Annotated in this window: 10 protein-coding genes; 7 read left to right on the plus strand and 3 right to left on the minus strand. The window is 71.1% G+C overall.

Annotated elements, in window-relative coordinates:
• The first annotated feature begins 654 nt into the window (after positions 1-654).
• Together ACFWZ5_RS18195 and ptsP are read left to right on the plus strand one after the other, a co-directional pair.
• Complete coding sequence (locus ACFWZ5_RS18195) at positions 655-1,104, plus strand: PTS glucose transporter subunit IIA (RefSeq protein WP_384800651.1); 450 nt, start codon at positions 655-657, stop codon at positions 1,102-1,104.
• Positions 1,105-1,185: 81 nt separating this feature from the next.
• Positions 1,186-2,856 carry a phosphoenolpyruvate--protein phosphotransferase gene (gene ptsP / locus ACFWZ5_RS18200; protein ID WP_384800654.1) on the plus strand — a complete coding sequence of 557 codons (1,671 nt, stop codon included), beginning with the start codon at positions 1,186-1,188 and terminating at the stop codon, positions 2,854-2,856.
• Between the two features lie 71 nt (positions 2,857-2,927).
• On the opposite strand, the gene ACFWZ5_RS18205 is transcribed toward ptsP, so the two are convergent.
• Both ACFWZ5_RS18205 and ACFWZ5_RS18210 read right to left on the minus strand, forming a co-directional pair.
• A complete protein-coding gene (locus ACFWZ5_RS18205; RefSeq protein WP_384800657.1) occupies positions 2,928-3,818 on the minus strand; it encodes a hypothetical protein in 891 nt (296 codons plus the stop codon).
• Positions 3,819-3,895: 77 nt separating this feature from the next.
• Positions 3,896-5,878: an acetoacetate--CoA ligase gene (locus ACFWZ5_RS18210; protein WP_384800660.1), complete on the minus strand. Its 1,983-nt coding sequence runs from the start codon at positions 5,876-5,878 to the stop codon at positions 3,896-3,898.
• Positions 5,879-6,091: 213 nt separating this feature from the next.
• Here ACFWZ5_RS18210 and ACFWZ5_RS18215 point away from each other — a divergent pair, with 213 nt between their 5' ends.
• Positions 6,092-8,485 (plus strand): glycoside hydrolase family 31 protein, encoded by a 2,394-nt coding sequence (locus tag ACFWZ5_RS18215; protein WP_384800663.1) that lies wholly within the window; start codon positions 6,092-6,094, stop codon positions 8,483-8,485.
• A gap of 80 nt (positions 8,486-8,565) precedes the next feature.
• Here the strand turns inward: ACFWZ5_RS18215 and ACFWZ5_RS18220 are convergent, their stop codons facing one another.
• Positions 8,566-9,099: an NUDIX domain-containing protein gene (locus ACFWZ5_RS18220; protein ID WP_384800666.1), complete on the minus strand. Its 534-nt coding sequence runs from the start codon at positions 9,097-9,099 to the stop codon at positions 8,566-8,568.
• Between the two features lie 71 nt (positions 9,100-9,170).
• On the opposite strand from ACFWZ5_RS18220, the gene ACFWZ5_RS18225 reads away from it, so the two are divergent.
• From ACFWZ5_RS18225 to ACFWZ5_RS18240, 4 genes are all read left to right on the plus strand, one after another.
• Entirely contained in the window at positions 9,171-9,977 is an 807-nt protein-coding gene (locus ACFWZ5_RS18225; protein WP_384800669.1) for a M15 family metallopeptidase, read from the plus strand.
• A 110-nt stretch (positions 9,978-10,087) separates the two neighbouring features.
• Positions 10,088-10,513 (plus strand): Zn-ribbon domain-containing OB-fold protein, encoded by a 426-nt coding sequence (locus tag ACFWZ5_RS18230; protein WP_384800687.1) that lies wholly within the window; start codon positions 10,088-10,090, stop codon positions 10,511-10,513.
• Positions 10,510-11,700 (plus strand): lipid-transfer protein, encoded by a 1,191-nt coding sequence (locus tag ACFWZ5_RS18235; RefSeq protein WP_384800672.1) that lies wholly within the window; start codon positions 10,510-10,512, stop codon positions 11,698-11,700. The genes ACFWZ5_RS18230 and ACFWZ5_RS18235 overlap by 4 nt, the downstream gene beginning before the upstream one ends.
• A 466-nt stretch (positions 11,701-12,166) precedes the next feature.
• Positions 12,167-12,922, plus strand: a complete 756-nt coding sequence (locus tag ACFWZ5_RS18240) for an MIP/aquaporin family protein (RefSeq protein WP_384800675.1) — start codon at positions 12,167-12,169, stop codon at positions 12,920-12,922.
• Positions 12,923-12,928: the final 6 nt, after the last annotated feature.

Here is a 12,928-nt window from a genome sequence, read left to right on the forward strand (position 1 = left end):
TGTTAAGCACGCCGCCAGCGTTCGTCCTGAGCCAGGATCAAACTCTCCGTGAATGTTTCCGGGATATCCCGGTGACACCACGAGAGCGGAACCAGGGAGAGGAATAGTCTCCCTGGTCCACAGCGTCCTCGCTGTGTGCCTTCCGCAATCGGAAGGACTTTTTCAAAGGAACCTCGTCACCGGACATGATGTCCGGTAGACGGGGTATCAACATATCTGGCGTTGACTTTTGGCACGCTGTTGAGTTCTCAAGGAACGGACGCTTCCTTTGTACTCACCCTCTCGGGCTTTCCTCCGGGCGCTTCCCTTCGGTGTTTCCAAACTCTATCAGGTCTTTTTCGTCCCTCTGACCACGATCTTCTGTGGACATACGGAACCAGACCCCGCGATTAGGATCTGACTCGATAGATGCTGCCGGTCCTCGGCGCTGATCCGATCTTTACTGATCGCGCCGCTCGGCCCTGGGCAGGAACCTGACTCTACATGGGGGTCCAGGCCGGTGCAAATCGTTTGTGCAGCGCTTCTACGTCTGCCAAGCAGGGCCTCCGTACAGAAGCGGAACGAGAAGTTCCTATGACTTACAGTTCTGAACAGTGCGTCGTCCAGGACAGGTAGTGACGGCGGTTCCGAATCTCCACCCCTGGGAGGCTTCCCATGACCAGCGTTACGTCCCCGCTCGCCGGACGCGCCATCGGACTCACTGCGGTACCTGATCCCGTGTTCTCCGGCGCGATGGTCGGCCCGGGCACGGCCATCGACCCCGTGCGCGAGCCCTCCGAGGCCGTTTCCCCGGTTGACGGCATCGTCGTCTCGCTCCACCCGCACGCCTTCGTCGTCGTGGACTCCGAGGGGCACGGTGTGCTGACGCACCTGGGCATCGACACCGTTCAGCTCAACGGTGAGGGCTTCGAGCTCCTCGTCAACAAGGGTGACACCGTTCAGCGCGGTCAGGCCGTCGTGCGCTGGGACCCGGCGGCCGTCGAGGCCGCGGGCAAGTCGCCCGTGTGCCCCATCGTTGCCCTGGAGGCCACGGCCGAGTCCCTGTCCGGCGTCGTCGAGGACGGCGACGTGAAGTCCGGCGACGCTCTCTTCAGCTGGCAGTGACGTCGGCGCCGTCCGTGCTCGACGGCAGGTAGGACATCCACCGCGGCGGCTGGGCCCGTCGCACTATCGGAGACGGGTGAAATGGAGACAACGCTGCGAGGCGTCGGCGTGAGCCACGGAGTGGCGATCGGCGAGGTTCGGCACATGGGAACGGCGGTGCTCGAACCGCCGGCCAAGCAGATTGCGGCGGAGGAGGCCGAGCGCGAACAGGGGCGCGCTCGCCAGGCCGTCGAAGCTGTGGCGGCCGACCTCATGGCGCGCGGCAACCTGGCGGGTGGCGAGGCACAGGCCGTGCTCGAGGCCCAGGCGATGATCGCTCAGGACCCGGATCTCATCGCCGACGTGGACCGGCGCATCGCCGTCGGCAGCACCGCCGAGCGCGGCATCTACGACGCCTTCTCCCACTACCGCGAGCTGCTCGCGGGTGCGGGTGAGTACATGGCCGGTCGTGTCGCCGACCTCGACGACGTGCGGAACCGTATCGTCGCCCGTCTCCTGGGCGTGCCGATGCCGGGTGTTCCGGACAGCGACGAGCCGTACGTCCTCATCGCCCGTGACCTCGCGCCCGCGGACACCGCTCTGCTCGACCCCGCGCTCGTGCTCGGCTTCGTGACCGAAGAGGGCGGGCCGACCAGCCACAGCGCGATTCTGGCGCGGGCGCTCGGCGTGCCCGCGGTCGTCGCGCTGCCCGGCGCCGGTGAGCTTGCCGAGGGGACGGTCGTGGCCGTCGACGGCAGCACCGGTGAGATCTTCGTGGACCCGAGCGCGGACAAGCGTGCCGAGCTCGAGGCCGCGGCCGCCGCGCGCAAGGCCGCGCTCGCCGCCTCCACCGGGCCGGGCGCCACGTCCGACGGCCACAAGGTGCCGCTGCTCGCGAACGTCGGCGGTCCCGCCGACGTGCCGGCCGCGGTCGAAGCGGGCGCCGAGGGCGTCGGCCTGTTCCGTACGGAGTTCCTCTTCCTCGACGACAGCTCCAAGGCACCGAGCGAGGAGAAGCAGGTCGAGGCGTACCGCAAGGTGCTCGAAGCCTTCCCCGAGGGGCGGGTCGTCGTGCGGGTGCTCGACGCCGGTGCGGACAAGCCGCTGGACTTCCTCACCCCGGTCGACGAGCCGAACCCGGCCCTGGGCGTGCGCGGCCTGCGGTCGCTGCTGGAGCACCCGGAGGTGCTGCGGACGCAGCTGACCGCGCTGGCCAAGGCTGCCGAGGGGCTGCCGGTCTACCTCGAGGTCATGGCGCCGATGGTCGCCGACCGTGCCGACGCCAAGGCGTTCGCCGACGCGTGCCGCGAGGCGGGCCTGCAGGCCAAGTTCGGTGCGATGGTGGAGATCCCCTCCGCCGCGCTGCGGGCGCGCTCGATCCTGCAGGAGGTCGAGTTCCTGTCGCTCGGCACCAACGACCTCGCGCAGTACACGTTCGCCGCCGACCGCCAGGTCGGTGCCGTGTCCCGGCTGCAGGACCCGTGGCAGCCCGCGCTGCTCGACCTGGTCGCGCTGTCGGCCGATGCGGCCAGGGCCGAGGGCAAGAGCTGTGGCGTCTGCGGTGAGGCCGCGTCGGATCCGCTGCTCGCGTGTGTGCTGACGGGTCTGGGCGTCACCTCCCTTTCCATGGGTGCCGCGTCGATTCCTTACGTTCGGGCGACGCTCGGCAAGTACACGCTGGCCCAGTGCGAGCGTGCCGCGGCCGCCGCGCGGGCGGCGGACAGCGCCGAAGAGGCGCGCAAGGCCGCGCAGGCGGTGCTGTCCGGCGAGTAGCCGGGCCGACGCCCGCTGACGAGGGCTGTTCCGAGGGGCGCTCCACCACTGGTGGGGCGCCCCTCGGGCGTTCAGTGCCGGTGTCCTGCGGGGGGATCGTCGTCGTCGAGGTCGGGTGCCGCGCAGTAGTCGACGCCTGATTCCGGGGCGATGAGATCGCCGGAGTGGGCGTCGGTGCAGTAGGCGTCGAAGACTTCGGCCGCGGTCAGGGGGTGCAGGCGCTCACCTTCCAGGCGCCAGCCGCGGACGCGCTCTCCTGGGTCGTCGCTGGTGCGCATCACGAGGCCGCCGTTGCTGTGCGTGGCGATGCCCACCGCCAGGACCGTGGTGAACTCCAGGGCTTCGGTCTCGTCCAGGTGGGGATTGCCGTCGGTGCCGATGGTGACGTGCAGCGCCGCGAGCAGTGTCTGGCCGTCGGACGGGACGCTGCACACGAGGTGGCTGGCGCGGCTGCCCGCTGTCCCGATCGCGCGCATGAGCAGGTCGGAGGCGCGGGCGAAGGCGGCGCGGCCGATGTCCACGCCGCACTCCGCGCAGGCGCCGATGCGGGCCAGGAGCATCGTCGCGTACTCCCAGGTGCTCTGCCGGACGGTCTCGTCGACGAGGTCCGGGACCAGGTCGGTGAAGTCCTGGCCCTCGTACGCGACGGTGGGGGCCGCGGTCGCCAGTTCCGCGGTGAAGCGGGTGCGGCTGGCGGAGGTGTCCGGGTCGAGGCCCGTGTCCGCGCAGAACTCCTCGTACTCCTCCGGGTCGAAGAGCGCGATGCTCGTGAGTCGACCCTGCGAGGCCAGGGACCTCAGCAGTCCCTCCACCTGCCTGAGGTAGGTCACGTGGTCGTCGAAGGTGAAGGTGCGGTAGCGGCGCATCGCCGCGAAGTCCTCCGCGTCGGCCAACAGGCCGATGGTGCCGGCGACTTCGCGGCGCAGGGCGCGTCGCATCGTGTCGTGCTGGGTGTGCCCCATGGTTCCCCCTGCGGTCAGTCGATCAGTGCTCACTCAACGTAACGGGTGGCACTGACAATGGCCGCGGAGCGTGAGAATCAGGCGCGCTCGTGGGCCAGTCGCTCGTAGAAGCGGAGCAGGTCGATGTTGTCCACGGAGCCCGGGTTGACGGCCTTGTCGAGCGGAGTGCCTTGCAGAAGGCGCTTGACGGGGACCTCGATGCGCTTGCCGGTGAGAGTGTGCGGGATGCCGGGGACCTCGATGACCTCGTCCGGGACGTGGCGTGGTGAGAGCTGTTCGCGAATGGTCGTCTTGATGCGGGCGCGCAGGTCGTCGTCGAGCGCGGCGCCGGGGGCGAGGTGGATGAAGAGGGGCATCCAGTAGCCGCCGTCGGCTTGTTCGACGCCGATGACCAGGGACTCGCGGATCTCGGGGAGGCGCTCGACGGCTTCGTAGATGTCGGCCGAACCCATGCGGACGCCCTGGCGGTTCAGGGTGGAGTCGGAGCGGCCGTGGATCACCACCGAGCCGCGTGCGGTGAGGGTGATCCAGTCGCCGTGGCGCCACACACCGGGGTAGGTGTCGAAGTAGCTGTCGTGGTAGCGGCTGCCGTCCGGGTCGTTCCAGAAGCGGATCGGCATGGACGGCATGGGGTTGGTGACGACGAGCTCGCCGACCTCGTCGACGAGCGGCTTGCCCTGGGGGTCCCAGGCCTGCAGGTCGGTGCCGAGGCAGGGGGCCTGGAGCTCGCCGATGTGCACGGGCAGCGTCGGCACGGCTCCGGCGAAGCAGGAGCACACGTCGGTGCCGCCGCTGACGGAGGCGATCCACACGGGTCCCGTCACCTCGGCGAACGCGTCGTGCAGCCAGCGGAATCCGTCGGGCGGCAGCGGTGAGCCGGTGGTGGCGACGCACTTGACGCGGGACAGGTCGTAGTCGCGCGCGGGGTGCACGTCCGCCTTGCGGCAGGCCATGACGTACGCGGCGGACGTCCCGAAGAGCGTCGCTCCGGTGCGTTCGGCGATGCCCCACTGCGCTCCGGTGTCCGGGTACCCGGGGCTGCCGTCGTAGAGGATGATCGTCGTGCCGGTGAGCAGGCCGGAGACGAGGAAGTTCCACATCATCCAGCCGGTCGAGGTGTACCAGAAGAACCGGTCGTCCGGGCCGAGGTCGCAGTGCAGTCCCGCCTGCTTCAGGTGCTCGACGAGGATGCCGCCCTGGGACTGGACGATGGCCTTGGGCAGGCCCGTCGTACCGGATGAGTAGAGCACCCACAGGGGGTGGTCGAAGGGGACCGCTTCGAAGACGGGGGTGGTGTCCGCGGCGGTGAGCGCGGACCACTCCAGGGCGCCTTCGGGGGCGGCGGTGCCGAGCAGGGGGATGTGGACGACGGCGCGCAGGGTGGGCAGTTCGCGGCGGAGCTCGGCGACGGTGTCGCGGCGGTCGTGTTCCTTGCCTCCGTAGCGGTAGCCGTCGACCGTGAACAGGACGACCGGTTCGACCTGCTGGAAGCGGTCGAGGACGCTGCGGGCGCCGAAGTCGGGGGCGCAGGAGGTCCAGACGGCGCCGACGGCGGCGGTCGCGAGGAGGGCGACGACGGCCTGCGGGATGTTGGGCAGGTAGCCGCTGACCCGGTCTCCGGGGCGGACGCCGAGCGTGCGCAGTTCCGCGGCCAGGGAGCCGACTTGGCGGCGCAGCTCGGCCCAGGTGACGGGGGTCGGTTCGTGCGACTCGTCGACGTGGAGGATGGCCGGGTCGTCCGCGCGCGCGGGGTCCTCGCCGGCGCGCAGGGCGTGCTCGGCGTAGTTCAGGGTTGCGCCGGGGAACCATGTGGCGCCGGGCATGGCGCGGTCGCCGAGCACGCGCGTGTACGGCGTGGTGAAGCGCACGTCGAACCACTCGGTGACGGCTTTCCAGAAGGTGTCGAGTTCGGCGACGGACCAGCGGTGCAGCGCCTCGTACCCGCCGGTGGCGGGGGCTCCGTGGTGTGCGGCCGCCCATGCCTGGAAGCGCGTGACCTGTGCGTCGGCGATCCGCTCCTGGTCCGGCTGCCAGAGCGGCGAGGGGTTCGCTGAGGACATGGGGCTGCTCCTGGGCTGTACGCGTCGTGGGCGTCTGTCGTGCGCACGGGCTCGGTGTGCGCGTGACACGGCTGACAGGACGATGCCATGTGATCGACTTACGCACCAGGGTGTGCCGCTCGGGGGCGGTTCGGCGACGCCGAGTTGCCGTCCTGGGTGAACGGCAGTTGAACGCGGTGCACCTGCCGCGCCTTCGGTGGCAGGGTGAGCAGCATGAACGGTCGTGACCTGGTGCGTTCGGTGAAGGCAGTCGGTTTTTCCGATACGGCCCAGAGGGTGCGCATGGTGCGCTCAGCGTGGCGTAGGCGGCGGGCCGACGCGGCGGGTCTGGCCGTACGGGGCACCGAGCGGGCCCGTACGCCGGGTCCGGTGACGATGGTCGAGCCGGGTCCCGGTGGCGGGGTGGTGCGGTTCGCGCGCTCCGAGCTGAGGGTGCGGGTCACGTCGGGCGGCGCGGTGTTCTGGGGCTGGGACGGGGCCGAGCCGAGCCCGTCGTGCGCGCTGGTGGGCGGCAGTCCTGAGGCGGATCCTCGGGCGGTTCTGGAGCCCGACAAGGAGGGCGGCTGGCGGGTGGTGTCGGAGCGGGCGACGGTGGTCGTCTCGCGGCACGGGGCGGTGGAGCTGCGGACTCCCGGTGGGGTGATGCTGCGGCGCGATCTGCCGCCGCGCTGGTGGGAGCCGGTCGGTGGCGGCACGGCCCGCTGGGTGCAGCGCTCCGAGGTGGCGGCGGACGCGCGGTTCTTCGGGCTGGGTGGCAGGGCGGCGGGGCCGCGGTTGCGGAATGGGACGTACCGGTTGTGGAACACGGATCCGGGTGGTTCGTTCGAGCCCGGTGACGATCCTCTGTACATCACGATGCCGGTGCAGTTGGTGGTCGCCGACGGGGGCACGCATCTGGTGTTCCACGACGACACCTGGGACGGCACGGTGACCCTGCGCGAGGGCGAGGAGGGTGCGGGTTCCGGTCACGACAGGGTGGGGTCGTGCGAGGTGCGGATGGAGGGTGGTCCGCTGCGGTGCTGGGTCATGGTGGGCACCCCCGCGCGCGTGCTGCACTCCTGGGCGTCGCTCACGGGTGCGCCGGCGGTGCCGCCCACCTGGGCGCTCGGTCATCATCACGCGCGGTGGGGCTTCGGCAGTGAGCAAGAGGTGCGCCGGATCGTCGCGGGGTACCAGGAGCGCGGGTTGCCGCTGGACGCCGTCCACTTGGACATCGATCACTTCGACGCGCACCAGGTGTTCACGGTCGACAAAAAGCGTTTCCCTTCGCTGCCGAAGCTCGCCGGGGATCTGCGCCGGGACGGCATCCGGCTGGTGTCGATCGTGGATCCGGCGGTGAAGGCGCAGCCGGGCAACGCCGTGTACGACGGCGGGGCGGCCGCGGACGCGTTCGTGCGGGACGCTGCCGGACGGGTCGTGCGCGGGCTCGTCTGGCCCGGTGACGCGGTGTTCCCGGACTTCACGGCCGGGCGGGTGCGCAAGTGGTGGGGCGGCCTGTACGACGAGCGGCTCGCGCAGGGCTTCTCGGGCTTCTGGCACGACATGAACGAGCCGGTGTCGTTCGCCGCCTTCGGGGAGACGACGCTGCCCCGCTCGGCCCGGCACGCCCTGGACGGCCGGGGCGGCGATCACCGGGAGGGGCACAACGTGTACGCGTTGGGCATGGCCCGCGCGGGCTACGAGGGGATGCGTGAACTGCGCCCCGGGGAGCGCCCGTTCCTCTTCTCGCGCTCCGGCTGGGCGGGAATGCAGCGCTACGGAGGGACCTGGTCGGGCGATGTGGCCACCGGGTGGCCGGGGCTGCGGGCCTCGCTCGCGCTCGTCCTCGGGCTCGGCCTGTGCGGTGTGCCGTATTCGGGTCCCGATGTGGGCGGCTTCGACGGCAGCCCTTCGCCGGAGCTCTATCTGCGGTGGTTCCAACTCGGCGCGTATCTGCCGCTGTTCCGTACGCATGCGGCGCTGCGGGCGGGGCGCAGGGAGCCGTGGGAGTTCGGTCCCGAGGTCCTTGAGCACGCGCGTGTGGCGCTGGTCGAGCGCAGACGGCTGCTGCCGTACTTCGTGACGCTGGCGCATCTGGCGCGGCGCACCGGTGCGCCGTATGTGCGGCCTCTGTGGTGGGGCTCCCCGGAGGACCGGGCGCTGCGGGACTGCGAGGACGCCTTCCTGCTCGGTGACTGTCTGCTGGTGGCTCCGGTGCTGTGGGAGGGGGCCACGCAGCGGCGGGTGCGGCTGCCTCCGGGGCGGTGGTACGACACCGTGACGGGGCGCGCGTACGAGGGGCCGGGGCAGGTCCTTGTCGAGGCCCCGCTGTCCCGTGTCCCGGTGCTCGCCCGCGCCGGATCGGTGCTGCCCGTGCGGGACGAGGACGGGCAGCCGGCCCTGGAGGTGTGGGCGCCCGCACAGGGGCGTACCGGAGGCGGTCTGGTGATCGCGGACCCGGGTGACGGGTGGGACGAGCCGGAGCTCCAGCGCTTCGGGGTGCGCTGGAGTGATGACCGGGTGCTCGTCGAGCGGGAGGGCGAGGAGTCGAGCGGTGAGGTGGGGTATCCGGTGCGGGTGCGCGGGCTCGACGCTCCGCAGCCGCGGAAACGGCCCTCTTCGAAGTGACCTGTCGGATGGCCGAAGTGGCCCGCCGGACGGCCCGCTCCGGAGGGGGTGTTCGTGAGAGCTGCCCCCTCTCGGCCGTGTCAGATGTAGCGTCCTTCGAACCAGGCCCGTACCACCGACGTGTGCAGCGGGAAGGCGAGTTCGGCGGGCCGGTACAGCAGTTCCCAGCCCTCGGTCTCGTCCGTGGGCGCGGACTGCGGCAGGTCGGCCGCGGGGCGCTCCGGGAGCAGCCCGAACAGCAGCAGGTGCCCGTCGGGCGAGCTGAGCGCTTCGACGATGCGCACGTCGCGGCTCGCGGCGCTGATGCCGGTCTCTTCCTTGAGCTCGCGGACGACGGCGTGCCGCCAGTCCTCCCTGTCGTCCACGTAGCCGCCCGGCAGGGCGGTGCCCCCGCGCGCGGGGGCGATGGAACGGGTCACGGTGACGAGGGCGGTGCCCTTCGTGTCGTACACCGGCTGGAGGGCCACGGCGACGGGCAGTGGGTTGCGGTAGGCCACGGCCTCGCAGTCGGCGCAGGTGCGCGGCCAGCCTGTCACGTGGTCTCCGTAGCGCGCGCCACAGCTCGTGCAGTGGGAGTCCGGTGCGGAGTCGGCGGGGTGCTGGGTTGGGGACACGCGGCGGACTGTAGCCGATCTCCGAGCGTCGGTCTTCCGTGGAGTACCGGGATCCTGATAGACGCACGGACATGACAGCATTTGGCTCCGCTCCGCGGAAGTTCGCCGTGGCCGCCACCGCTCTGCTCGCCGTGGCCGCCGCACCCGCGCCGGCCCGGGCGGACGACGATCCCCACGCCCCGGACGGGTTCGTCGCGTTGAGAGACGTGGACCCGACGATCATCCAGGACATCCGGTACTTCACGCCGCACAACTTCGTGGGTGAGCGCGTCGACGGCTATCGGAAGCCGATGTGCATCCTCACCGAACCGGCGGCGAAGGCACTGCGCAAGGCGCAGCGGACGCTGCTCCGCCAGGGCTACTCGCTGAAGGTGTACGACTGCTACCGGCCGCAGCGGGCGGTGGATCACTTCGTGCGCTGGGCCGAGGACGTGCGCGACGAGCGCATGAAGGGGGAGTTCTATCCCCGGGTCGACAAGTCACGGCTCTTCGAGGACGGGTACATCGCGAAGAAGTCCGGGCACAGCCGCGGCTCGACGGTCGATCTGACGATCGTGCGGCTGCCCGCTCCGCCCACCCGTCCGTACATCCCTGGTGAGCCCCTGACGCCCTGCTACGCGCCGCAGAAGGAGCGGTTCCCGGACAACTCCGTGGACATGGGCACCGGGTACGACTGCTTCGACACGCTCTCGCACACCGACGATCCCCGGGTGACCGGCAAGCAGCGCGCGCATCGTGACCTCCTGCGCGGCACACTGGTCAAGTTTGGCTTCGTGAACCTGCCGGAGGAGTGGTGGCACTTCACGTACAAGCCGGAGCTGTTCCCGGACACGTACTTCGACTTCCCCGTGTCCCGTCGTTCCCTGCCCCGCGCGTAGCCGCTGATCCCGTGGCGCACTGCTGACGCCGTGCCGTCACCCGTGGCAGACTTCTGACGTTCCGTCAGATCCAGCGCCCTGGAGGGATCTTGTCGCGAGTGCCTACGCCTGTGGTGGCCAACTGGTTCGCAGGAGAGGGGGACGCCTTCCGGCTCCTGGGCACGCGGTGTGCCCGGTGCGCCGCGGTGTTCTTCCCACGCGAGGACGGCTTCTGCCGCAATCCCGGGTGCGCGGGTGGCGAGCTCCTGGAGGTGGCCCTTTCGCGGCGCGGGCGGGTGTGGTCGTACACCGACGGCCGCTACCGCCCGCCCGCGCCCTACGTGTCCGACCCGGAACTTCCCTGGCAGCCCTACACGTTGATCGCTGTGGAGCTCGCGGCCGAGGGCATGGTGGTGCTCGGCCAGGCGGCTCCGGGTGTGACCGTCGCCGATCTCGAGGTCGGCATGGAGGTGGAGGTCGTGCCCGGCGTGCTCCATGAGGACGCGGACGCGACCTGGACGACGTGGCACTGGCGGCCCCTGGGGGTGAGGGCGTGACAGGCGAGGTGGCGGTGCTCGGCGCGGGCATGCACCCCTGGGGCAAGTGGGGGCACGGCTTCGTCAGGTACGGGACGGCGGCGGCTCGCGCGGCGCTGGCGGACGCCGGGGTCGACTGGCGGGACGTGGGGGCGATCGTCGGCGCCGACACCGTGCGCGGCGGCTATCCGGGGTACGTGGCCGGGGCGACGTTCGCGAAGGCACTCGGCTGGCAGGGCGCGCGCGTGGCGAGCGTGTACGCGGCGTGCGCGTCCGGGGCGCAGGCGATCGACACGGCACGCGCGCAGCTCCTGTCGGGGCTCGCGGACGTGATCCTCGTCGTCGGCGCCGACGCGGCTCCGAAGGGCTTCTTCCGGCCCCCTGGAGGGGACCGGCCGGACGACCCCGACTGGCTCCGCTTCCGCGTCCTCGGGGCGACGAACCCCGCGTACTTCGCGCTGTACGCCCGCCGCCGGATGGCTGTGCACGGCGACACGCTGGAGGACTTCGCCCAGGTCAAGGTGAAGAACGCCGCCGCGGGGGCGCTCAACCCGTACGCGCGCTACCGCAAGGCCGTCACCTCGGACGAGGTGGCCGCGTCCGCCGTCGTCGCCGACCCGCTGCGGCTGCTCGACATCTGCGCGACGTCGGACGGCGCGGCGGCCCTGGTCCTCTCCACCCTGGAGTACGCCCGTCGGCACGGCGCCGCCGACCCGGTGCGCATCCGCGCGGTGTCCACCGTCACGCCGACGTATCCGAACGCGGTCCTCGACCTCCCGGACATCGCCACCGACTCGACCGCCGCCGCCCGCCCCGCGGAGAGGGCCTTCAGGGCGTCCATCGCGCACGCCGCGTACGAGGAGGCGGGCATCGGCCCGGAGGACCTCTCCCTGGCCGAGGTGTACGACCTGTCGACGGCCCTGGAGCTCCAGTGGTACGAGGATCTGGGGCTGTGCGAGGAGGGCGAGGGCGCCAAACTCCTTCGGGCCGGGGCCACGGCCCTGGGCGGGCGCATACCCGTGAACACCAGCGGCGGACTCGCCTCCTTCGGAGAGGCCGTCCCGGCCCAGGCCCTGGCCCAAGTGTGCGAGCTGACCTGGCAGTTGCGGGGTGCGGCGGGCGCGCGTCAGGTAGAGGGGGCGCGCGTGGGCATCACCGCGAACCAGGGGCTCTTCGGCCACGGCAGTTCGGTGATCGCCGTGCGGTGAGACCGGTGGTCCCGGTGCGGTGCGGCGGGAGGGCAGGGCGTCGAGAGGCGGCTGAGGTCAGGGCCCGCGGTGCGCCGAAGCGGGCGCGTGGTGGGGCGTGACGGGCGCGTGCGGCGTTCCGCCGTGGAAGGCGTCGCGCCGGTTAACCGGTGGCGTCGGCGACCTTGACGCTCCATCACCACCGGTGAACACTTCCCGGTGTCAGTCGGCATCGCCACTCTTCGGCTCCGTGCCGCTCAGGGCCCGTGCGCTCCCCCAGGCTCTGCCCAGAAGGGCCTGCTCAACGGGTCATCCCCCCAGGGGCGATGCGACTGTGACGGCACGCCCCCGCCGGGGCCGACCGGGGCGCGGGAGTCCCCTTGCCCGCGGCGGACGCTGCCGTCCGTGACCGGGCAGTAGTCGTGGGAAACGCACCCTGCACGGAGTACCGGGGCCGCTCGCCCCGGGCGAGGGCCTAGGAGCCGCCATGTACTCGAATGGGGACATCTTCGTCGGTGAGGTCATCGGCACCGCGATTCTGATTCTCTTCGGCGCCGGCGTGTGCGCCGCCGTCACGCTCAACCACTCGAAGGCCAAGGCCTCCGGGTGGATCGTCATCGCCTTCGGCTGGGGTTTCGGCGTGATGGCGGGCGCGTACACCGCCGCACCGCTGTCGGGAGGTCACCTCAACCCGGCCGTCACGCTCGGGATCGCCATCGACACCGACAAGTGGAGCAAGGTCTGGGTCTACCTGGCGGGGCAGATGGTCGGCGCGATGCTGGGCGCCGTCCTCGCGTACCTCGCGTACCTCGCGCAGTTCCACGCCAATGTGCCGGGCGGCGTCAAGGGGGATCCGGCGGGGACGCGGGGGCCCACGCCGACGCTCGGCATCTTCTCCACCATCCCCGAGATCCGGAACCCGGTCGCCAACCTGCTGACCGAGATCATCGGAACCATCGGCCTGGTCCTTCCGATCCTCGCCTTCGGGCTCACCGAGGGGCTCGGCAAGTCCGGCACGCAGATCCTGATCGTCGCCTTCCTCGTCGTCGGCATCGGCCTGTCGCTCGGCGGCCCCACCGGCTACGCCATCAACCCGGCCCGGGACCTCGGCCCCCGCGTCGTCCACCAGTTCCTGCCGATCCCCAACAAGGGCACGTCCGACTGGAGTTACGCCTGGGTCCCGGTGGCCGGGCCGCTGATCGGCGGGGCCCTCGCGGGACTCATCTACAACGCAGCCTTCTGAGCGGGA

Source organism: Streptomyces sp. NPDC059003 (genome assembly GCF_042740445.1).
In the GTDB taxonomy this organism is placed as follows: domain Bacteria; phylum Actinomycetota; class Actinomycetes; order Streptomycetales; family Streptomycetaceae; genus Streptomyces.